Genomic DNA, 22,848 nt, shown 5'->3' on the forward strand with positions numbered 1-22,848 from the left:
TTACTTAAGGTATTGTCTGTAAGCGTCTTGTAAGACAAGGTGAAACAGGCGATTCTATCTTCGTCGACAGGGAGTCGTACAACGAAGCGAACGTCAGGATGATGACGCTTCGGCAGGACACGCCAGGATGGTGTTACAAGGAAAGGCTTCAGGATGAAGCAAAGTGGAAAGCGCAGGATGCGTTAAAGGACACCTCCAGGACGGAGAACGAGAGCCGATCAGGATGTTCGGCGGGTCTGGATGACCAGGGACGCTTCAGGAAGAAGCTATCACATCGGGCGATGTGCGCAGGATGCAAACGTTCAGGATGAACAGGCCGTAAGGTCACAGGAAAAGTTGTCACGGATGAGCAGGGAGCACGAAAAGTAGCTGGAATGCTGCGAAACGAACCGGGAGCACTGTTTATACAGTGCTCCCTTTTTTTTGTTATTCTTCGCGCCAGATTTTCATCATTGAGGTTTTTAACATGACGACTCATGACCGTGTGCGTCAGCAGTTACATGCGCTTGAAACGCTGCTGCGCGAGCATCGCCACTGGCGGCAGGATGCGCCGCAGGCGCACCTGTTTACCAGCACCCAACCATTTTTTATGGATACCATGGAACCGCTGGAATGGCTGCAATGGGTATTGATTCCACGTATGCATACCCTACTTGATAATGCGCAGCCGCTGCCCGAGGCATTTGCCGTCGCCCCTTATTATGAAATGGCGCTGGCGGCGGATCATCCGCAGCGGGAGGCGATCCTGGCGGTTTTGCAGGATCTGGATGCGCTATTCGTCCGCGATAAATCCTGATGCTGGAGATCCTCTATCAAGACCCGTGGCTGGTTGCCGTGAATAAACCCGCAGGCTGGCTTGTTCACCGGAGCTGGCTGGATCGCGACGAAAAAGTCGTGGTCATGCAAACGGTGCGCGACCAAATCGGCCAGCATGTTTTTACCGCCCACCGTCTCGACAGACCCACGTCGGGCGTACTGTTAATGGGGCTGTCCAGCGAAGCGGGACGCCGTCTGGCGCAGCAGTTCGAGCAGCACCACATCCGTAAACGCTACCATGCCATTGTGCGCGGCTGGCTGATGGATGACGCGGTACTGGATTATCCGCTGGTGGAAGAGCGCGATAAAATTGCCGATAAATTCGCCCGCGAAGATAAAGCGCCCCAGCCGGCTGTAACGCAGTATCGCGGACTGGCGACGGTCGAAATGGCGGTACCGACCGGGCGTTATCCCACCACGCGTTATGGTCTGGTTGAGCTAGAACCAAAAACGGGACGTAAGCACCAGCTCCGTCGTCATCTGGCGCATCTGCGTCATCCTATCATCGGCGACAGTAAACATGGCGATTTGCGACAAAACCGCAGCGCCGCAGAGCATTTTGCCTGTCGTCGCCTGATGCTTCATGCCAGTCGGCTTGAGCTGACGCACCCCTTCACCGGACAGCCGTTGATGATTCAGGCCGGGTTGGATGAAACCTGGATGCAGGCGCTGACACAGTTTGGCTGGCGTGGACTTCTCCCTGACAATGAAAGGGTTGAGTTTACGGCGGCGTCCCGGCAGGATGAGACTCATCAGGCATAATTCAGGGAGATACGCATAATGGCAGAAATTGGTATTTTTGTCGGGACCATGTATGGCAACTCACTGCTGGTGGCGGAAGAAGCGGAAGCGATCCTCGCCAGACAGGGGCACAGCGCGATCGTGTTTGAAGATCCTGAACTGTCCGACTGGCAGCAATATCAGGATAAGGTTGCGCTGGTCGTTACCTCGACGACCGGGCAGGGCGATCTACCGGATAGCATTGCGCCGCTCTTTCACGGCATTAAAGATACGTTGGGTTTTCAGCCAAACCTGCGTTACGGGGTGATTGCGCTAGGTGATAGCAGCTACCCCAATTTCTGTAATGGCGGCAAACAGTTTGATGCCCTGTTGCAAGAGCAAAGCGCGCAGCGGGTGGGGGAGATGTTATTCATTGACGCCAGCGAACATCCGGAGCCGGAGAGCCAGTCCAATCCCTGGGTTGAAAACTGGGGAACTTTACTTTCCTGAGGTAAATCCCTCCCCCCTACGGGAGGGTACCTTTTCGTTTGCTTGCGTTGCCAGTAAGCAAAATCACGACCTGTACACAGTGTAAAGTAACTGAATCGTGTTAGCTTTGGGCATATGCCCGCAAAAGCGGCAGTTTTTTACGGGCGTTTTCATGTAATCAAGCGACCTGTTTCACATTCTTCTCTTTTTATTCCTCCTGCGTCGACGCCGACGCCTTCTGATTTCATTTCCGTGAAGTGGCTTCCACTGTCCTGGGCTTTTGCCATAAACAGGCGTAATTCATCGCCAAAATACTGTGTTGTTGCACGGTGAGTGTGTGTGGCGCGCTTTTTATACTTCTCCTGCCAGTGAATAAAAGCATGCAGCGTGCAAAGCAAACGACCTAATAAAAGCTGCAACAAGGAAACGTTATCTCTGATTCCCTACCGGTTGTGCAGTTCAGAGTGAGCGTAGCTAACGCGAAATTTCAGGAGTGCAACAATGAGTTCATTAAGTCACGCGGCGAGCAGTGCGGAGAAACGCACGAACGCCCGCTACTGGATAGTGGTGATGCTGTTTATCGTCACATCCTTCAACTACGGCGACCGCGCCACATTGTCCATTGCCGGCTCAGAAATGGCCAAAGATATCGGCCTTGATCCGGTAGGCATGGGCTATGTTTTTTCTGCTTTTTCATGGGCCTATGTTATCGGGCAGATCCCGGGCGGCTGGCTGCTGGACCGCTTTGGTTCCAAACGCGTCTATTTCTGGTCTATTTTCATTTGGTCAGTCTTCACCCTGTTGCAGGGTTTTGTCGATATCTTTAGTGGTTTCGGCATTATTGTCGCCCTCTTTACGCTTCGTTTCCTGGTCGGTCTGGCGGAATCGCCTTCTTTCCCGGGCAACAGTCGCATCGTTGCGGCCTGGTTCCCGGCGCAGGAGAGGGGAACGGCGGTGGCCATCTTTAACTCCGCGCAATACTTTGCCACGGTTATTTTCGCGCCGATTATGGGCTGGCTGACGCACGAAGTGGGCTGGTCGCATGTCTTCTTCTTTATGGGCGGGTTAGGGATCATCATCAGCTTTATCTGGTTGAAAGTTATCCATGAACCAAATAACCATCCGGGCGTAAATAAGAAAGAGTTGGAGTACATCGCAGAAGGCGGCGCGCTGATCAATATGGATCAGAAAGACACCAAAGCGAAAGTACCGTTTAGCGTCAAATGGGGCCAGATCAAACAGCTGCTGGGCTCTCGTATGATGATTGGCGTTTACATCGGTCAGTACTGTATTAACGCATTGACCTATTTCTTTATTACCTGGTTCCCGGTCTATTTGGTCCAGGCGCGCGGCATGTCGATTCTCAAAGCGGGCTTTGTCGCCTCGGTTCCTGCAGTCTGCGGCTTTATCGGCGGCGTGTTGGGCGGCATCATTTCCGACTGGCTGATGCGTCGTACTGGCTCCCTGAATATCGCGCGCAAGACGCCGATTGTGCTGGGAATGTTGCTGTCAATGGTTATGGTGTTCTGTAACTATGTGAACGTGGAATGGATGATCATCGGCTTTATGGCGTTGGCCTTCTTCGGTAAAGGTATCGGCGCGTTGGGCTGGGCAGTAATGGCGGATACCGCGCCGAAAGAGATCAGCGGTCTTTCCGGCGGCTTGTTTAATATGTTCGGCAATATTTCCGGTATTGTGACGCCAATCGCGATTGGTTACATCGTTGGCACCACCGGTTCCTTCAACGGCGCGTTGATCTATGTCGGCGTACATGCCCTGGTGGCCATCATCAGCTATCTGGTGCTGGTAGGCGATATTAAGCGTATTGAACTGAAACCTGTCGCAGGACAATTATCATGACAACGCAATCCAGTCCCGTTATTACGGACATGAAGGTCATTCCGGTTGCCGGACATGACAGTATGCTACTCAACATCGGCGGCGCGCATAACGCGTACTTCACCCGTAACATCGTCGTCCTCACCGATAACGCCGGGCATACTGGCGTCGGCGAGGCGCCGGGCGGAGAAGTGATTTATCAGACGCTGGTCGATGCTATTCCGATGGTATTAGGCCAGGAAGTCGCCCGCCTGAACAAAGTGGTGCAGCAGGTGCATAAAGGCAACCAGGCTGCTGATTTTGACACCTTTGGCAAAGGCGCATGGACGTTTGAACTGCGGGTTAACGCGGTGGCGGCTTTGGAAGCGGCGCTGCTTGATCTACTGGGACAGGCGCTTAATGTGCCGGTCTGTGAACTGTTAGGGCCAGGTAAACAGCGCGATGCCGTCACCGTGTTGGGCTATCTCTTCTATATTGGCGATCGCACTAAAACCGATCTGCCGTATCTGGAAAGCACGCCGGGCAGTCATGAATGGTATCGTCTGCGCCATCAGGAAGCGCTGAACAGCGACGCGGTCGTGCGGCTGGCGGAAGCGTCTCAGGATCGCTACGGCTTTAAAGATTTTAAACTCAAGGGCGGCGTGCTGCCGGGCGAACAAGAGATTGATACTGTTCGCGCGCTAAAAAAACGCTTCCCGGACGCGCGTATTACCGTGGATCCGAACGGCGCCTGGCTACTGGATGAAGCCATTGCGTTGTGCAAAGGGCTGAAAGATGTACTGACCTACGCGGAATATCCGTGCGGCGCGGAGCAAGGATTCTCTGGTCGTGAAGTCATGGCGGAGTTCCGCCGCGCGACAGGACTGCCGGTGGCGACCAATATGATCGCCACCAACTGGCGCGAAATGGGGCATGCGGTGATGCTCAACGCGGTAGACATTCCTCTTGCCGACCCGCATTTCTGGACTCTCACCGGCGCCGTTTGCGTGGCGCAACTGTGCGATGACTGGGGGCTAACCTGGGGCTGCCATTCGAATAACCATTTTGATATTTCACTGGCGATGTTTACCCATGTCGGCGCGGCGGCGCCAGGCAAACCCACCGCTATTGATACGCACTGGATCTGGCAGGAGGGCGATTGCCGCCTGACTAAAAATCCGCTGGAAATTAAAAACGGCAAAATTGCCGTTCCGGATGCGCCAGGACTGGGCGTGGAGCTTGACTGGGAACAGGTGCGAAAAGCGCATGACGCGTATAAAAAGCTGCCAGGCGGCGCGCGTAATGATGCAGGCCCGATGCAATACCTGATCCCCGGCTGGACTTTTGACCGCAAACGCCCTGTTTTTGGTCGTCACTAATTCTGAATAAGGACACAGTTATGAGTACTCAATTTACGACGCCTGTAGTGACTGAAATGCAGGTTATCCCGGTTGCGGGTCATGACAGTATGCTGATGAACCTGAGCGGCGCGCACGCCCCGTTCTTCACGCGCAACATCGTCATTATTAAAGATAACTCCGGCCATACCGGGGTCGGCGAGATTCCGGGCGGCGAAAAAATTCGCAAAACGCTGGAAGATGCGATCCCACTGGTGGTGGGAAAAACGCTGGGTGAATATAAAAATGTCCTGACCGCCGTTCGCAACCAGTTTGCCGATCGCGATGCGGGCGGACGCGGTTTACAAACATTCGATCTCCGTACCACTATCCATGTGGTGACGGGTATTGAAGCGGCAATGCTTGACCTTTTGGGCCAACACTTGGGCGTCAACGTCGCTTCGCTGTTAGGCGACGGTCAGCAGCGCAGCGAAGTCGAAATGCTGGGTTATCTGTTCTTTGTCGGTAATCGCAAGGCTACGCCGCTGCCGTATCAGAGCCAGCCGGATGAGCAATGCGACTGGTATCGTCTGCGCCATGAAGAGGCGATGACGCCGGAAACGGTAGTGCGTCTGGCGGAAGCCGCCTATGAAAAATACGGCTTCAACGACTTCAAACTGAAAGGCGGCGTGCTGGCGGGCGAAGAAGAGGCCGAGTCAATCGTGGCGCTGGCGAAACGTTTCCCACAAGCGCGCGTCACGCTCGATCCAAACGGTGCCTGGTCGCTGAACGAAGCGATCAGCATTGGTAAATACCTGAAAGGTTCTCTGGCCTATGCAGAAGATCCGTGCGGCGCGGAGCAGGGTTTTTCCGGACGTGAAGTGATGGCGGAATTCCGTCGCGCGACCGGATTACCGACGGCCACCAATATGATAGCGACCGACTGGCGTCAAATGGGGCATACGCTGTCGCTGCAATCCGTCGATATCCCGCTGGCGGACCCGCACTTCTGGACTATGCAAGGCTCTGTACGCGTGGCGCAAATGTGTCATGAGTTCGGTCTGACCTGGGGCTCGCACTCTAACAACCACTTTGATATTTCGTTGGCGATGTTTACCCATGTTGCCGCGGCGGCGCCGGGCAAGATCACCGCGATCGATACCCACTGGATCTGGCAGGAAGGCAACCAACGTCTGACTAAAGAACCGTTTGAAATTAAAGGCGGCATGGTGCAAGTACCGACCAAACCGGGTCTGGGCGTTGAGCTCGATATGGATCAGGTGATGAAAGCGCATGAGCTCTATCAAAAACATGGCTTAGGCGCGCGTGACGACGCGATGGGAATGCAGTACTTAATTCCTGGCTGGACGTTTGATAATAAGCGTCCTTGCATGGTGCGTTAAGTCAGAACCGGTTCCGTAAGGAACCGGTTCTTCTCTGGGTGTATGCTTAACAGGATCAACATGCGTAAGGACGACTTATGAAAATAGTGATCGCACCAGACTCGTATAAGGAAAGTTTGAGTGCTCTTGAGGTAGCGACCGCCATTGAACAAGGATTTCGCGAGATCTGGCCTGACGCCGATTACCTGAAATTGCCGCTGGCTGATGGCGGAGAGGGTACTGTCGAAGCGATGGTTGAAGCGACGGCGGGTCGAATCGTGCATGTTGAGGTCACCGGGCCGTTGGGGCATCGCGTCAATGCGTTTTATGGGCTTTCCGGCGATGCGCGTTCCGCATTCATTGAAATGGCGGCCGCCAGCGGGCTGGAGCAGGTGCCGCCCGCGCAACGCGATCCGTTGAAGACCACGTCATGGGGAACCGGCGAGCTGATCCGTCATGCGCTGGATGCGGGCGTTGAGCATATCATTATTGGTATCGGCGGTAGCGCCACCAACGATGGCGGCGCGGGGATGGTACAGGCGCTGGGGGCCAGGCTACGGGATGCGCAGGGCAATGATATTGCGCAAGGCGGCATTGGGCTGGAAACACTCGCCAGCATTGATATCAGCGGCCTGGATAAGCGTTTGTCGGCGTGCCATATAGAGGTCGCCTGCGATGTCACGAATCCCCTTACCGGCAAAGAGGGCGCGTCTGCGGTTTTTGGTCCGCAAAAAGGGGCGACGCCGGAAATGATTGAACGCCTGGAGACGGCATTGACTCGCTATGCGCATTTGATTGCTCGCGATCTGCATGTCGATGTGTTGGATCTGGCAGGCGGCGGCGCGGCAGGCGGCATGGGGGCGGCGTTATACGCGTTTTGCGGCGCGCAGCTACGGCGTGGCATTGAGATTGTCACCGATGCGCTTCATCTGGAAGCGTGTCTTGCGGATGCTGATTTAGTCATCACCGGCGAGGGACGCATCGACAGCCAGACCATTCACGGTAAAGTCCCTATTGGCGTGGCAAACATCGCCAAACGGTATAACAAGCCGGTAATTGGTATTGCGGGTAGCCTGACGGAGGACGTTGGCGTGGTTCATGAACATGGGCTTGATGCCGTTTTCAGCGTGATTTATACCATCTGCACGCTGGAGGACGCGCTGAAGAATGCGAGTGAAAACGTACGAATGACCGCGCGCAACGTGGCTGCAACGCTGAAAGCGGGGCAACAATTACGCTGAGTTGTAGGCCGGATAAGGCGGTCACGCCGCCATCCGGCGAATATCAGCCTAATATCTTCTTCGCTTCACGCGCGACATTATCCATCTCATCCAGCAGCTCCAGAAACTCAGGCTCCAGCTCCTCTTCGTGGACGCCGCTGCGAAGCTGTTGCTCAATAAGCTGGCAAAGGTTCTTCATCCGCGGTACGCCGCTATAGCCGCAGCTCCCGTGTAGCTTATGGACCAGATCGACCAAACCGTTGGGATTTTCTCCCACCAGTTGTTCTTCAATTTTGTTGCGCACTTCCGGCAGAAAATCAATCAGCATTTGCAGCATATCCCGTGCCAGATCGGGCTTACCGGCAGCCTGGCGGAGCGCAAGCTGCCAGTCGAGCGTTGCATTCGGATTGAAGATAAACTCAGCCGGTTCCGGCGCCATCAGGCGCGCTGCTACGTTGGCGCCAGGTTTATAGCGCAGCAACAGATTATGCAACTTCTCTTCTTCTATCGGTTTAGCCAGATAGTCGTTCATGCCCGCGCTGAGCAATTTCTCTTTTTGCCCGGCCATCGCATGTGCCGTAACGGCAATAACCGGTGTTTGCTGCTGATGAGGAAGCTGGTGAATCAATTCGCAGGCGCGTATGCCGTCCATATCCGGCATCTGAATATCCATCAAAATCAGATCAAACTGCATTTGTTTCGCCCGATCCACCGCCTGATGTCCGCTATCACAAAGTTCTACGTGCTGGACTTTATCTTCCAGTAACGCGCCGATAAGCTTCAGATTAGCGGGATTATCATCAACCGCCATAACCGTCATGGTGATTTTACTGGTATCCATTAGCAGCGGTTCAGGATGGTGATTCAACTGGCAATATTCCGTCAGCGCTGGCAACAGGCGCGTTGACGTCAATGGTTTTAACAGACAGGCCGCCGCGCCTCCTTGTTTCAGCTTTTCGGCGTTAATTTGCGCATGGCAAGGTAGCGCCAGCAGTAGAAAGTCCGTCATTGACGCTGCTTTCGCCAGACGTTCATGCTGCATGGTGAGCGGCTCGCGGAAGGTCACCGGAACGCTCAAAATCATAATATCGTAGTGCGCTAACGGCAGCGCGGAGAAGGTCGGGCTGTAAACCACTTCCACCGGCGTGTCGCTCAGCAGATCCAGGGTACATTGCGCGGCGGTAGCATTCGGTTCGATATAAGCCAGTCGTTTCCCGGCCAGACACGCGGTCGACGGCCCGTCAATAATGACATTTGGGTTAAGATCAAGATGAATATGAAACCAGAAGGTCGAGCCGCGATTAGGCTGGCTGTGGAAAGAGATATCCCCGCCCATTTCGTTGACCAGCTTTTGCGTAATCACCAGCCCAAGCCCGGTGCCGCCGTGACGGCGAGAAATACTGGCATCGGCCTGGCGAAACGCCTGAAACAGTCGAGACTGGTCGCGTTCCGGAATGCCGATCCCCGTATCGCGGATCTGCACTTCAATCTGTACTTTGGTGTTACTGAGCGCCCGCTTTTCTACCAGAATATCGATATTGCCACTCTCGGTGAACTTAATGGCATTGCCCACCAGATTAGTAATGACCTGTTGCAGGCGCAGCGGGTCGCCAATCACATTATCCGGGACGTCGTTTTTAATATTTAACGTCAACTCCAGCCCTTTATCATGCGACGAGTGAGCCAGCAGCGTAACCACTTCATCCAGCGTGTTGCGCAGTGGAAAAGGGATACTTTCCAGAATGAGCTTACCGGCTTCCAGCTTGGAGAAATCAAGCACGTCATTAATGATCGCCAGCAGATTATTCGCGGAACGCTCAATGGTGTTCAGATGGTCGCGCTGGGTGGGGTTCAGCTCCGTTTTTAATGTCAGGCGGGTAAAGCCAATGACGCCGTTCAGCGGCGTTCGCAGTTCGTGCGACATGTTTGCCAGGAACTCCGACTTAATACGCGCCGCTTCCTGGGCGCGCTTTTTCGCCAGATCCAGCTCAACGTTTTGGATTTCCATCTGCTCAAGGGTTTCACGCAGGTCCGAGGTGGCCTGATCGATATTATGCTGCATCTCTTCGTGATAGGCGGCAAGCGACATCGCCATGGAATTAATGCCGTTTTTCAGCATGTCCAGCTCGCCCAGCATAAATCCTTCCACCCGGCTATCCAGTTGTCCGCGGCGAATGCGGTCAACGGTATTCACCATATTACGGATAGGCCCGGTGACATCGCGCATAAGCCGCCAGCCAAAGATCAGCGCAATGCCAATACAAAAAAGCATCATCACGCTGGAGATAAAAATCTCTTTGTATTGCTGTAGCCTGACCGACTTGAGATCCAGTTCAAGCGCCACATACCCCAGCATATTTTTGGTATTTTTTGCGTCGGCAATCGCTGACTCGTCCGGCGAATAGCTCTCCGAGATAATCGGGGTGCGCAGAATCATAATATCGCCGTGGCGATCGACGCTCAGACGACGTGGAAACGGCGCTCCGGCGGGAAGCTGCATCTGTGAGGGGGCCAGATGGAAATTAGACGTTACAAACAGGCGGTTATGATCGTCATAAACGGAAATTGCCCGCACAATATCAGAGTGTCTGCGGTGCAGGACGCTGATAAGTTGGCCGATAGACTCTCGGTTTTGTAAGTTCATACCATATTCGCTGGAGACGGCGAGCGGTTCAATAATACTGGCGCCGGCATCTTCCAGTTGACGCTGCAGGTCGTTATAGCGGTGCACTACAAAAAAGATACTGAGCAGCAAACCTATCAGGACGGTCGGGGCCAGGATCAGAATCATCATGCGTGCGCGCAGGCTGTAGTTGGTCATGGAGTTCCGTTATGGGACAATTAGGGTCACACTGTTAAATTGAGAAAAAGCTGGTCGATGGCGCAATTCTACTCTGCAAAACGGCGCGTGACGACGCGTCAGATCATAACCGTTAAAGTCAATGACCTCGATTCATTTGGTCAGGGCGTAGCCCGTCATAACGGAAAAGCGCTGTTTATCCCCGGTTTATTGCCTGAGGAAAGCGCAGAAGTCATTATTACAGAAGATAAAAAGCAATTTGCCCGCGCACGCGTTTCGCGCCGTTTGAATGATAGCCCGGAACGAGAAACGCCGCGCTGCCCGCATTTTGGCGTCTGCGGCGGTTGTCAGCAACAGCATGTCAGCATCGCCCTGCAACAACGCAGCAAAAGCGCGGCGCTGGCGCGTTTGATGAAACACGAGGTGAATGACATCATCGCCGGCGCGCCCTGGGGTTATCGGCGTCGTGCGCGGTTAAGTCTGAATTGCCCGCCGGATAAACCGCTGCAAATGGGATTTCGCAAAGCGGGTTCCAGCGATATCGTCAATGTCGAACAGTGCCCTGTTTTGGCGCCCCAGCTTGCAGCATTGCTGCCCCGAATCAGGGCGTGTCTGGCGAGTTTACACGGCACCCGACATCTTGGGCATGTTGAGCTGGTACAGGCGGGAAGCGGTACGCTGATGATTCTGCGCCATACCGCGCCATTAAGTGCGGCGGATAAAGAAAAACTGGAACGCTTTTCGCATTCTGAGGGATTGTCTCTGTTTCTGGCGCCGTTTAGCGAGATACTGGAAACGGTATCTGGCGAAGCGCCCTGGTATGATTCGCACGGCTTACGTTTAGCCTTCAGTCCGCGAGACTTTATTCAGGTTAATGAGGCGGTAAACCAGCAAATGGTCGCCCGCGCGCTGGAGTGGCTTGATGTGCGCGCCGAGGATCGTGTCCTGGATCTGTTCTGCGGAATGGGGAATTTTACGCTGCCGCTGGCAACGCGCGCGGCAAGCGTGATTGGGGTTGAGGGCGTTCCGGCGCTGGTAGAAAAAGGCCGTGAAAACGCCATCCGCAATGGTTTACATAATGTGACATTCTTCCATGAGAACCTGGAGGAAGATGTCACGAAGCAGCCGTGGGCGAAAAACGGCTTTGACAAAGTCTTACTCGATCCTGCGCGTGCGGGGGCTACAGGAGTGATGCGACATATTATAAAATTAAAACCTATTCGCATTGTTTATGTATCCTGTAACCCGGCGACGCTGGCGCGCGATAGTGAAGCGCTGGTCAATGCGGGATATGAGGTTACGCGTTTAGCGATGCTCGACATGTTCCCGCACACAGGACATCTGGAATCAATGGTTCTGTTCGAGCGCATGTAATGATTACCGGCTTACCGACTTCGGTAGGCCTGGTCCCTTAAGGAGAGGACGATGGTCGCGGTAAGAAGTGCACATATTAATAAAGCTGGTGAATTTGATCCGAAGAAGTGGATCGCAAGCCTGGGAATTTCCAGCCAGCAGTCGTGTGAGCGCTTAGCCGAAACCTGGGCGTATTGCCTGCAACAGACACAAGGACATCCGGATGCGGATCTGTTGCTGTGGCGTGGCGTGGAGATGGTAGAAATTCTTTCCACGCTGAGTATGGATATCGACACGCTGCGGGCGGCGCTACTGTTCCCTCTGGCCGACGCCAACGTAGTCAGCGAAGATGTACTGCGCGAAAGCGTCGGCAAATCTATCGTTACCCTGATTCATGGCGTGCGCGATATGGCGGCGATCCGTCAGCTAAACGCCACTCATAACGACTCTGTTTCTTCGGAGCAGGTTGATAACGTCCGTCGAATGTTATTGGCGATGGTGGATGATTTCCGCTGCGTGGCGATCAAACTGGCCGAGCGAATCGCTCATTTGCGCGAAGTGAAAGAGGCGCCGGAAGATGAGCGCGTGCTGGCGGCGAAAGAATGTACCAACATCTATGCGCCGCTCGCTAATCGTCTGGGCATCGGGCAACTGAAGTGGGAACTGGAAGACTACTGTTTCCGCTACCTGCATCCGGCGGAATACAAACGCATCGCCAAACTGCTGCATGAGCGCCGTCTCGATCGCGAACATTACATCGAAGAGTTTGTTGGACATCTGCGCGCCGAAATGAAAAACGAAGGCGTGCAGGCGGAGGTCTACGGACGACCAAAACATATTTATAGCATCTGGCGCAAAATGCAGAAAAAGCATCTGGCGTTTGATGAACTCTTTGACGTGCGCGCCGTGCGTATTGTCGCTGAACGTCTGCAGGACTGCTACGCCGCGTTGGGGATAGTGCATACGCACTATCGTCACCTGCCGGATGAATTCGATGATTATGTCGCTAACCCGAAACCGAACGGTTACCAGTCTATCCACACCGTGGTCCTGGGACCGGGCGGTAAAACCGTTGAGATCCAGATCCGTACCAAACAGATGCATGAAGACGCCGAACTGGGCGTGGCGGCACACTGGAAGTATAAAGAAGGCGCCGCGTCCGGCGGCGTGCGCTCCGGTCATGAAGACAGAATTGCGTGGCTGCGTAAGCTGATCGCCTGGCAGGAAGAGATGGCCGATTCCGGCGAAATGCTGGATGAAGTGCGCAGCCAGGTGTTTGACGATCGGGTCTACGTTTTTACGCCAAAAGGCGACGTGGTTGACTTGCCTGCCGGATCTACGCCGCTCGATTTTGCTTACCACATCCACAGCGATGTTGGGCACCGCTGCATTGGCGCTAAAATCGGCGGCCGTATTGTGCCATTCACCTATCAGTTGCAGATGGGTGATCAAATTGAAATTATCACTCAGAAGCAGCCGAATCCCAGCCGCGACTGGCTGAATCCAAACCTGGGCTATGTGACGACCAGCCGCGGACGCTCGAAAATTCACGCCTGGTTCCGCAAGCAGGATCGTGACAAAAATATCCAGGCTGGACGGCAGATCCTCGACGATGAGCTGGCGCATTTGGGGATTAGCCTGAAAGAGGCAGAAAAACATCTGCTGCCGCGCTACAACTTTAATGAGCTGGAAGAGTTGCTGGCGGCGATAGGCGGCGGCGATATCCGTCTTAATCAGATGGTGAATTTCCTGCAATCGCAGTTCAATAAGCCGAGTGCGGAGGAGCAGGATGCAGCGGCGCTGAAACAGCTTCAGCAAAAAACATACGCGCCGCAAAATCGTCGTAAAGACGACGGGCGCGTGGTGGTGGAAGGGGTTGGTAACCTGATGCACCACATTGCCCGCTGCTGCCAGCCGATTCCTGGCGATGAAATTGTCGGCTTCATTACTCAGGGGCGGGGAATTTCCGTGCACCGGGCCGACTGCGAACAGCTGGCGGAACTGCGCTCCCATGCGCCGGAGCGGATCGTAGAGGCGGTATGGGGCGAAAGCTACTCGGCGGGATATTCGCTGGTGGTGCGCGTCCAGGCCAACGATCGCAGCGGCTTGCTGCGCGATATCACCACTATTCTGGCTAACGAAAAAGTCAACGTGCTGGGCGTCGCCAGCCGCAGCGACATTAAACAGCAGATCGCCACCATTGATATGACCATCGAGATCTACAACCTGCAGGTGCTGGGCCGCGTGCTCGGTAAGCTGAACCAGGTGCCGGATGTGATTGATGCACGGCGACTGCACGGGGGGTAAAGTGAAACGTTATTATCTACAAAGTAGTCTGATATATCTACCCGTTATACTTTACGTTGCCTGTGTGTTGGCATGGCCCGGCTCTCCGGGCCTCGCCCTAAAGGGCCGCCGTAAGTGGCGTTCACATCGGCCTTGCCAATTTGTCCTCGCTCCCCCCAGTCACTGACCAGCGTAAGCCCCGGGGATTGATGGGGGACATCCTTGTCCCCCACCGCAGGCAGCCTTCGGCTGTTCAAATTCGTATCAGACGAATTTGTCACTGCGTCGCCGCCTGCCTGCAACTCGAATTATTTAGGGTATATGAGTATAAAAGTATGCAATCGTAAACTCAGATCTATTAAGAAAAATACTATTGCCAGGGCAAAATAACTGTCACGCTGCAATTAGTATCAACGTTTATTCGTTCCCAGTTGCCGATTATTCTTCCCAGTTCGCCATTGTTGCATGCCCCCATATCACCATTCCTACATTGATAATCTACATTTGTTTTAATCCTGCTATCAGCACAAACTACATTGATCGTGCTATTTTCCAATGTATAATCGAATCCTTCACCCCACGTGACATTTTTCTCCTTATACATCAAATAAATTTTCCCTAGTTCTATATTTTCTGCCTTATCGTTATAATGAAGTTCATTATAATTTAACACGGAGTTCTTATCCAAAGACGCAGTTATGAAACCAATCGGCGATGCAACCGTATAAGTTGAATTGTTATTCGTAAAAACAGAACCTGTCCCAGAATGATATTTGTATTGACCGCATCCAGGTACCGTAAAAATAAACCCGGGATCATATAGTGGTGGCATTGTTATGTTAGAAATAACACCCGTATTAGGGGTTGGTGTTATTGCGCCTGTATTAATTACTACTGCACCACCAATCGCCATACCCTGAAAGCCACTGCCATCCATCGGGATCTCTGTTATATATCTCATTGTTCCTGTAGCATATAATTTACTTTCGATAATTGACATGCCATTATCTGTCCTTACAGGTACAGCTTTGTCTGTGTCATAACCAGTAACAAAGCATGTTATGCCGTAATAACCAGGAAAATTACCATTGAGTAATGTACACTGGGCATCTGTATTAACTTTGACATCTGCTGTTGTATATAAATTAACTGTTATGCCACCAATAAACATAGATATGAGACTTCCATTAAGCAGGGTTGCCTCATATTTTGCTGGAATAACAGTGCTATCATGCGGCCAGCTTTTGCATTGTGAGAATTCAGCCTGTTGAGCCTGAGGTAGTACTAAATAATTTGTTGAGTCACGTATTACTAATGGTTCAATCATTACATTTTGGTTAATGGCCTGAGTTATCCCAGGATATGCAATTATACTTAGAAAAAATAATACTTTTTGATTCATTTAAATTTCCATTATTTAAATAAAATATTAGAAATGAGTATATAACTTGAGAAGTTACTGATATTCAAAACTCACTGTTGCGCTACCCGAAAATTCCCCCGGCATAACCTCTTCACCAGCGTATTTTTGCAGCCTGGCCTGCAAGTTGATGGTGGTAATCCCTTCTTTCAGCACAAAAGCTGTACCCACTGTTGCATTGATACTCACTGGTTGCTGTGCAGCCGTTTCCACGCCAATCGCAAAACCACTGGCTTCCGACGAGGGCTCCAGCGCCAGCAGTCCGGGCAGGGTACTGTCTTCAACGCCCTGAAAGGTCACCAGCACGCCGTTGGCTAGCGCTGTTTTGCAATCCTGGAGGCTAAGTGTGAATGGAACAGGAGTCGTTTGCCCGCTGGCGTCGAAATTGTCACTGCCAATAGTATGAAAATCCACCGTCGCCATCGTGTCATTATCCACTACCAGGTTACAGGCGCCGGCAACCAGCTTACCGCTGTAGTGCACATTAGGCGTGGCGGCAGGTAGCGTATTGCAAACCGCCCATAACATTACGCCTCCGATCAAATGCCCGGCAGTTTGAAAAATACGGTTCATTGGTAATCCACCTGTAACGTGGCAAAAGCCTCAAAATCGCCTTCGGCAGGCTCTTTACCGGGCTGTTTTACCGGCACGGCTTTTAGTGTGGGAAGCGATGACTCATTGATGGTTAGCGACGTGCCGGGAGGAAACACCGTGCCGTTCTGTTGAAGTTCAATGCCCAGCTCAGGGACGCTGGTGGTTAAGGCTTTTGCGGAGTAAGGCGTCGCCGTGCCCAGATAGCTCAACGTAAAAGTTAATGCGTCATCGCGAAAGCTGCTGTCGCAGGTAAGGGTCCACGGGATCTCGGTCAGGTAATTGACGCCGTCAATATTATCAATAATGACGCTACCAAAACTGACCTCCAGCATTTCACCGTTATTGATAGTACAGGCGGGCGGGTTTATCAGTTTGCCGTGAAAGGTCAAATTGTCGGCGCAGGCAAACTGGGTGATTAAAAGCGTCAGGATAAGCACCCTTTTCACTATGAATCTCTCCATCACTGGTAATCCACGACTAACGTCGCACTGGCGTTAAAATCGCCACCCGCTAACTGCGTGGTGGGCTCTTTAACCGGTACGGCTTCCAGCTCTGGCCCATTGCTGCCGCTCAGGGTGAAGTTCAGCCAATCCGTTATGCCAACCGGAACCAGTTGCTTATTGCCCGCCTGCTGAATACGGATGCCTAACCCCTGCACCGAAGTTTGCAGAACCTGCTCCCCGCTGATGGTGGTGGTGGTTCCCTGAATTTGTAGCTTCAGATAGTCACTCGCTCTGCCATCGCAGTTCAGGCTGTAGCCCACAGGTTTCGTTTGAGAAGCATCGCCAACTTTGGTGGTCAGGACATCGCCAAACTCTACGGAAGCGCCGCCTACCGTACAGGGCGGTGGTTGAGTGACGACCAGATGCAGCTCCAGTTGCACGGTTTTTGTGCCGGCAGCCTCGGTGCCGGTAACGAATCCACCGCACAGCAGCACCAGCATTTTCCAGCGAGTCAACATCGTCATAGATCTCTTTCGCACAGGATTACTTATTCGCTTTCTTCTCAGCGTCACGGGTTTTTTCCTCATTGACCTTGCAGGTATTCCCTGAGCAGGTAAAAACCAGCAGGCGATGGCCGCCGTAATCATCGACGTAGCCCACCACCGGCGAGCTGCCGAGCGAGGCACCTTTGATGGGAGAGGTCACTTTTTCACGCGGGGCAATCAGCAGGTTTTTAAAGCCGGAGGCGGTTTCGTTCTCTTTGCTACCGGCATTGCTGATGACGAGGTAAAACGGTGTGGGGTTGTCGAAGATCACACCATCGCCCTGGTAGGTCAGCGTGAGCTTCGTCTGCCACGGGTGCGTCTTATCCACCTGCCGGGCGACGGCTACCGGGCGGTAGAAAAACTTAATACGCGTTTGCAGCGCCAGCTGGAGCGTATTAGGCTTATCGCTTTTCGGCGGAATTTCCCGCACGTTGAAATAAAACAGACTTTCCCGGTCCTGCGGTAGGCTAGCCGCGGCTGGTAACGGCTGGACTTTAACCTGCCCGTCGGATTTTGGCTCAATACGCTGCAGCGGCGGCAGGGCGGTAAAATAGCGGGTATCTTTGGCGAACTTATCGTCTTCCAGCCACGCCTGTGCGAGGTAGGGCAGAGTGGCGTTGCCGTTTTTCAGCGTGACGGTGATTGAATTTTCATTGCCGTTAAAAATAACGCGGGTACGATCCGGCACAATCGCGCTGTGCGATACCAGCGGCGCAGCCAGTAATACCGAAGCGATAAGCGCCTGGCGCTTAAAATGGTTGGTCTTGTTCATTACAGGTTCCCTTTATTCCATATCCTTGCGATTCACCGCATGGTTGTCAGCCAGCGGTATGGGCGGGGTTTGAGTGGTTGTCGCCACCGGCGCGGCCGGTTGGCCATCGGTTTGCGTATGTTCCTGGATTAGCGGTTGCGCAGGCAGCGGAGAACTTTTCTGCGGTGCGGTGGGGGGCTGACCTTCCAGCATTTTGCACGGCAGCAATAGCGCGTTGGCCAATAGCTCCGGTGTAAACGTGGACGGGAGTGATGCTTCACACTGCGCCGCGCCATCCCAGAAGACTTTCAATGTTTCCCCGGCTTTTACGCCCGCCAGCCAGGCGTTGCCGTCATCGGCCACCAGGCCCAACTGCTGCTGGCGCTCGTTTTTCACTTCGGCGCCGAACGGTGGGAAGTCGCCGTCTGCCAGCCGGAAAACCGCCATCATTTTCTCGCCGCTGACCACGTCAAAGTGACGGTAGCCGATGGCGCCTTCGGTGAGCGTGATCTGCACAACCGACTTAGTAGCTTCCGCCTTCTCCGGCAATTTGTTCAGATCGATACGCGCCAGGCTGCGCGAATAGCTTCCGACATCCGCAATCACGGCCTTGCCGAAAATGTTGGTTGAGGTTGGCGAGCCGTTACCGCTAACGGGGACGTCCGCAATGCCGTCGGTATCAACCAGCAAACGTGTGCTGCCCGCTAAACTTCCCCGGTGTAGCGCGCCGCCCTGGGTGGTCAGCGTCATGCCGCCGCGCAGCGACATGCCCAGCGAACGGTACGATCCTTCTTCATAATCCGCGCTCAGATCGATGTCCGTCAGCGCGCCCTGATGGCTGTAATAACCGTCTGCCTGTGCGCCTTGTTCATCCTGCCCGACGTGAAGCTGCCAGTTATCGCCGTTCTGGCTGTGGCCGGAATAGCCGAGCTGATTACGGTGTTGACTACCGTTAAACGTACCGTTGTAGCTGATGGAATCATTGCCCCAGGGAACAGACAGCGAGATATAAACGCCATCATCTTTATCACCGTTATATTCGCTGCGATAGCCGTTCAGCGACGCACTGAGATTTTTTATCGACCCTAAGTCGAAGTACCAGGAAAGAGACAGGTTATAGTTACTCTGATCCGGGCTGTCCCAGAAGGTACTGCGTGAGTAGCTGAAATAGGCGCTCATGCCCTGTTCACGGAAGTTCTGGTTATAGGTGACCGTATAGCGTTCTTTTTCGTGACCGGCATTGAGATGATGATAGGTTTTCGCATCCAGATAGTCGCTCATGCTCATAAAGTTCTTTTCTGAGAAGCGGTATCCGGCAAAGGTTAGTCGGCTGTCGATTTCATCAAAGTCACGGGAGTAGCTGATGCGATATGAGTTACCCTGCAGCGTTTCGCCGTCAAACCCGTCGTCTTGCGGCATGTGGGCGATGGAGTGCGTAATGTCGACCGCCACCGCGCCCACCACGCCAAGATCCTTACCGCTTCCCAGCGCCACGGCCTGATAGTTGCTTTCTCCAATTGCGCCGCCATAGAGCGACCAGCCGTTGGTGACCCCCCACGAAGCTTCCGCCGAGGCGAATGTGCCGGTAATGGGGTGATGATCCCAGTCCTGCGGGCGGCCCAGCGCCATCTTGTAGCGCACCATGCCGGGGCGCGTCAGGAAGGGAACCGATGCGGTGTTAACGTCAAACTCCTGGGTCTGACCGTTCTGCTCTTCCACGGTGACGTGCAACGTACCGGAAACGGACTGGTTGAGATCCTGAATACGGAACGGTCCTGCGGGCACCTGCGTTTCATACAGTACGCGCCCCTGCCAGGAGACTTTGACTTTGGCATTAGAGCGCGCAATGCCCACGATCTCCGGCGCATAGCCGCGCAGTTTCGGCGGCAGCATCTGATCGTCAGAAACGACGCTGGCACCGATATAGTTAAAGCTGTCGAAAACATCGGACTGGAGATAGCTTTCGCCCAGCGTAAGTTTGGCCCCGAGCGTCGGTAGTGCGCGATAGGCGTAGTAGCGGCTCCAGCTCTGATCGTGGAGGGTGGAAGTGTTCTCGTCATCGTCACGATGGTCGTAGCTGGCCTGCCAGTCGGCCCGCAGTCGCCATGCGCCCAGGTTCGCGCCTAACGTCCCGTTGCCGCTGATGCTTTGCTCTTCGCTGCCGCTTTCTTGATCGTGGCGGAGCTGATTATTAATGTTGTAATCCAGAATGATGCCGGGAATACCATTATCCCAGCGGGCGGGCGGGTCCCAGTCGACATCGCTGTATTCCATATACGCCTGGGGTAAATTCACCAGCAGCGTGGAGTGTCCCAGGTCAGCCTGAAAATCCATGCCTTTCAGTGAATCTGGCGCCAGACATTGTCGTTCACCGTGCGTTATCCAGACGAGTTTTTCCGCGAGTTCCGGCTTTATACCCAATTGCGTAACTAATTCTGGTTCTGCGCAAACCTCACTTCCTTGTGGATCATGTTCTGGAATAACCCAGTTAACAGGAAATTCCTGCGGCAGAGTCTGTCCGTTAATTTTAATTTGTAAAAGGTAGACGCCTGGCAGAATAAAACCCTTACGAGAAAACTGTGCAATGTTAACGTTATCGCGATTTTTTACATCGAGGAAATCGGTATTAAATTCGATGTCTTTGCCTGACGCGCTATAAGGGGAGAGGCTTAGAAGCATTCCCACTCCGCACGCTATTGGGCAAAGAACACTTTTCCATGTGTTATTCATCAAATATATTCCGCAATAAAACTCAACAGGAATACCCTACCTAAAGCGGCAGGGTATTATCGTCGTGACTCTGTTAACTGAATTACAGGTAAGAGATAGTGACGTTGGCGGCGCTGCTGAATTCACCTGTGCCCACGGTACCGGTTGCTGCGCCAACCAGCCAGGCGGTGAAATTCAGGCTTTGCTTCTCATCAAGAATGGTATCTCCGTCCAGGTCCGCAATGGCCTGTGTATAGGTATCGCCCAGTTTGATATTGTTTTTGCCAGCATCGCCGATTGCCAGGCTTACGTTGCTAATAGCGCCAGTGCCGTCAGTCTTCATCAGCGCGAGATTATCCGTGGCGCCTGTAGCCGCTGTGGTTCCACTACCTGTAGTGAATACCACATTCATATTTTTCTCGGTAGCCCAGGTACAACCCTCAAGATCGATATGAAAGGTACGGGCATTGTTGATGGTCGTTTTACCATTACTCAGCGTGCCATTACCGATACTTGAACCCATATTGACTGTTTGATCTTCCGTATCCAATGTGACGGAGCAGGGGGAGTCAACAATATTACCAAGGAAAGTGACCTTCGCTGTGTTGCTACCCGCGGCTTGAGCGCCGGAGACAATTCCCATAACTAAAGATGCAGTTACTGCCAGTTTACAAAAATGAGATGACTTCATCGTGTTATCCTTAATTAACGTGTTTTATGGCAACATTTTGTACGCGTATACCAAGGGATATGCGGCATAGAGCCATGCTGCGGGCTTTGGGTAAAAAATAGGTCATAATAAAAATATTATATTTCTACATTTTTATGAGTATATTCTTATGAGCTGAATGATCGTACCTGCTCATAGAATATTATATGTAATACTTTCAATATATTTATTTCATGTATGTTCCAGAAAAAACAAAAAAGCGGTCTTTTTTGAATATTAAACTGGCGTGCATGCTACTCGTTTTTCCGTAAAAGTGAAATAATTTATTTTTTTTGAAAGGGAAGGCTCTTTGGGGGGGGGAGGCTTATAGTGTTTGCATAATTTTTTTACTTAATTGATGTTATTTATAATGCCTGGTGCAAATATCTGTTTTTTAATAAATTAGTTATATGATATATTATATTGTTGTGTATCGATTAATAATTTTAAAGTTATACGGGAAAGGTAGCATTCAACGCCTGTTAACAATATATTTTATTATATAGGCGTTGTCGTAGTATCTCTGTGCGTGAATGGTTAAGAATAATACGTTACAATTGTCGCTAGTATTTACAACCGATTAAAAACCATGACAACTAACCATCAAATTGACCGTCTTCTCACCCTCATGCAGCGCCTGCGCGACCCGGAAAACGGCTGCCCGTGGGATAAAGAGCAGACCTTCGCCAGCATCGCGCCTTATACGCTGGAAGAAACCTATGAAGTACTGGATGCGATTGCGCGTGAGGATTTTGACGATTTGCGCGGCGAACTGGGCGACCTGTTGTTCCAGGTGGTGTTTTACGCGCAGATGGCGCAGGAAGAAGGCCGCTTCGATTTTAATGATATCTGCGCTGCCATCAGCGACAAGCTGGAGCGCCGCCATCCGCATGTTTTCGGCGAGCTTTCCGCGGATAATAGCGAAGAAGCATTAGTTCGCTGGGAGCAAATCAAAACGGAAGAGCGCGCGCAAAAAGCGCAGCATTCCGCGCTGGACGATATTCCGCGCAGCTTACCGGCCTTGATGCGCGCGCAAAAAATCCAGAAACGTTGCTCAAACGTGGGCTTTGACTGGACGACGCTGGGACCGGTCGTCGATAAGGTCTATGAAGAGATCGATGAGGTGATGTTCGAGGCGCGGCAGGCGGTTGTTGATCAGGCTAAACTGGAAGAGGAAATGGGCGATTTGCTCTTTGCCACGGTCAACATGGCGCGTCATTTAGGTACGAAAGCGGAGCTCGCTTTGCAAAAAGCGAACGATAAATTTGAACGTCGTTTTCGCGAAGTTGAACGTATTGTCGCAGCCAGAGGCCTGGAAATGACCGGGGTAGACCTGGAAACAATGGAAGAAGTTTGGCAGGAAGTAAAACGCCAGGAAATTGATCTCTAAAGGTTTTAGGCGGTCAAGAGCGATTTGTGTGATTTTTTAAATAACAAGCGCTTGATTTACGTCAAA

At 52.7% G+C, this 22,848-nt stretch carries 19 protein-coding genes; 10 read left to right on the forward strand and 9 right to left on the reverse strand.

Annotation, left to right across the window (positions count from 1 at the left end; genetic code table 11):
* Nucleotides 1–466: 466 nt before the first annotated feature.
* The 3 genes from J1G48_RS04375 to J1G48_RS04385 are packed head-to-tail and all read left to right on the forward strand — an operon-like array spanning nt 467 to nt 2,046.
* Nucleotides 467–796, forward strand: a complete 330-nt coding sequence (locus J1G48_RS04375; RefSeq protein ID WP_000207015.1) for a YqcC family protein — start codon at nt 467–469, stop codon at nt 794–796.
* On the forward strand, nt 796–1,578 hold the full coding sequence (gene truC, locus J1G48_RS04380) for a tRNA pseudouridine(65) synthase TruC (protein ID WP_000890030.1): 783 nt from the start codon (nt 796–798) through the stop codon (nt 1,576–1,578). Before J1G48_RS04375 ends, truC begins: the two co-directional genes overlap by 1 nt.
* A gap of 18 nt (nt 1,579–1,596) precedes the next feature.
* Nucleotides 1,597–2,046, forward strand: a complete 450-nt coding sequence (locus J1G48_RS04385; RefSeq protein WP_000807731.1) for a flavodoxin — start codon at nt 1,597–1,599, stop codon at nt 2,044–2,046.
* A gap of 149 nt (nt 2,047–2,195) precedes the next feature.
* Here the strand turns inward: J1G48_RS04385 and J1G48_RS04390 are convergent, their stop codons facing one another.
* Complete coding sequence (locus J1G48_RS04390) at nt 2,196–2,444, reverse strand: hypothetical protein (protein WP_001531815.1); 249 nt, start codon at nt 2,442–2,444, stop codon at nt 2,196–2,198.
* An 82-nt stretch (nt 2,445–2,526) separates the two neighbouring features.
* Here J1G48_RS04390 and gudP point away from each other — a divergent pair, with 82 nt between their 5' ends.
* The 4 genes from gudP to J1G48_RS04410 all read left to right on the forward strand — a co-directional run bounded on the left by gudP (nt 2,527) and on the right by J1G48_RS04410 (nt 7,803).
* Entirely contained in the window at nt 2,527–3,885 is a 1,359-nt protein-coding gene (gene gudP, locus J1G48_RS04395) for a galactarate/glucarate/glycerate transporter GudP (RefSeq protein ID WP_000097015.1), read from the forward strand.
* Nucleotides 3,882–5,222, forward strand: coding sequence for an enolase C-terminal domain-like protein (locus tag J1G48_RS04400; protein ID WP_000211802.1), 1,341 nt, complete (start codon nt 3,882–3,884; stop codon nt 5,220–5,222). The genes gudP and J1G48_RS04400 overlap by 4 nt, the downstream gene beginning before the upstream one ends.
* A gap of 20 nt (nt 5,223–5,242) precedes the next feature.
* Entirely contained in the window at nt 5,243–6,583 is a 1,341-nt protein-coding gene (gene gudD / locus J1G48_RS04405) for a glucarate dehydratase (protein WP_000107113.1), read from the forward strand.
* A gap of 77 nt (nt 6,584–6,660) precedes the next feature.
* Entirely contained in the window at nt 6,661–7,803 is a 1,143-nt protein-coding gene (locus J1G48_RS04410; protein WP_000706485.1) for a glycerate kinase, read from the forward strand.
* Between the two features lie 43 nt (nt 7,804–7,846).
* Here the strand turns inward: J1G48_RS04410 and barA are convergent, their stop codons facing one another.
* Nucleotides 7,847–10,603, reverse strand: coding sequence for a two-component sensor histidine kinase BarA (barA, locus tag J1G48_RS04415; RefSeq protein ID WP_000186390.1), 2,757 nt, complete (start codon nt 10,601–10,603; stop codon nt 7,847–7,849).
* 57 nt (nt 10,604–10,660) lie between these two features.
* On the opposite strand from barA, the gene rlmD reads away from it, so the two are divergent.
* Together rlmD and relA are read left to right on the forward strand one after the other, a co-directional pair.
* Entirely contained in the window at nt 10,661–11,956 is a 1,296-nt protein-coding gene (gene rlmD / locus J1G48_RS04420; protein WP_000046849.1) for a 23S rRNA (uracil(1939)-C(5))-methyltransferase RlmD, read from the forward strand.
* A 51-nt stretch (nt 11,957–12,007) separates the two neighbouring features.
* Nucleotides 12,008–14,242 (forward strand): GTP diphosphokinase, encoded by a 2,235-nt coding sequence (gene relA / locus J1G48_RS04425; protein ID WP_000226831.1) that lies wholly within the window; start codon nt 12,008–12,010, stop codon nt 14,240–14,242.
* A gap of 349 nt (nt 14,243–14,591) precedes the next feature.
* On the opposite strand, the gene J1G48_RS04430 is transcribed toward relA, so the two are convergent.
* From J1G48_RS04430 to J1G48_RS04460, 7 genes are all read right to left on the reverse strand, one after another.
* The gene (locus tag J1G48_RS04430; protein ID WP_001072353.1) at nt 14,592–15,623 is read right to left on the reverse strand and encodes a hypothetical protein; all 1,032 of its coding nucleotides are present in this window, start codon (nt 15,621–15,623) and stop codon (nt 14,592–14,594) included.
* Nucleotides 15,624–15,677: 54 nt separating this feature from the next.
* Nucleotides 15,678–16,214 (reverse strand): fimbrial protein, encoded by a 537-nt coding sequence (locus J1G48_RS04435; protein ID WP_001079646.1) that lies wholly within the window; start codon nt 16,212–16,214, stop codon nt 15,678–15,680.
* The gene (locus tag J1G48_RS04440; protein WP_000832393.1) at nt 16,211–16,681 is read right to left on the reverse strand and encodes a fimbrial protein; all 471 of its coding nucleotides are present in this window, start codon (nt 16,679–16,681) and stop codon (nt 16,211–16,213) included. Before J1G48_RS04440 ends, J1G48_RS04435 begins: the two co-directional genes overlap by 4 nt.
* Nucleotides 16,682–16,695: 14 nt before the next feature.
* On the reverse strand, nt 16,696–17,202 hold the full coding sequence (locus J1G48_RS04445) for a fimbrial protein (protein ID WP_000178270.1): 507 nt from the start codon (nt 17,200–17,202) through the stop codon (nt 16,696–16,698).
* 19 nt (nt 17,203–17,221) lie between these two features.
* Nucleotides 17,222–17,995: a fimbria/pilus periplasmic chaperone gene (locus J1G48_RS04450; RefSeq protein ID WP_001044459.1), complete on the reverse strand. Its 774-nt coding sequence runs from the start codon at nt 17,993–17,995 to the stop codon at nt 17,222–17,224.
* Nucleotides 17,996–18,007: 12 nt separating this feature from the next.
* Nucleotides 18,008–20,653 carry a fimbrial biogenesis outer membrane usher protein gene (locus J1G48_RS04455; protein WP_001678019.1) on the reverse strand — a complete coding sequence of 882 codons (2,646 nt, stop codon included), beginning with the start codon at nt 20,651–20,653 and terminating at the stop codon, nt 18,008–18,010.
* A 133-nt stretch (nt 20,654–20,786) separates the two neighbouring features.
* Nucleotides 20,787–21,374 carry a fimbrial protein gene (locus tag J1G48_RS04460; protein WP_000842512.1) on the reverse strand — a complete coding sequence of 196 codons (588 nt, stop codon included), beginning with the start codon at nt 21,372–21,374 and terminating at the stop codon, nt 20,787–20,789.
* Nucleotides 21,375–21,981: 607 nt separating this feature from the next.
* Here J1G48_RS04460 and mazG point away from each other — a divergent pair.
* Nucleotides 21,982–22,782: a nucleoside triphosphate pyrophosphohydrolase gene (mazG, locus tag J1G48_RS04465; protein ID WP_000210451.1), complete on the forward strand. Its 801-nt coding sequence runs from the start codon at nt 21,982–21,984 to the stop codon at nt 22,780–22,782.
* Nucleotides 22,783–22,848 lie beyond the last annotated feature (66 nt).

The organism is Salmonella sp. SAL-020 (genome assembly GCF_017372215.1).
GTDB classification, from domain to species: Bacteria; Pseudomonadota; Gammaproteobacteria; order Enterobacterales; family Enterobacteriaceae; genus Salmonella; species Salmonella enterica.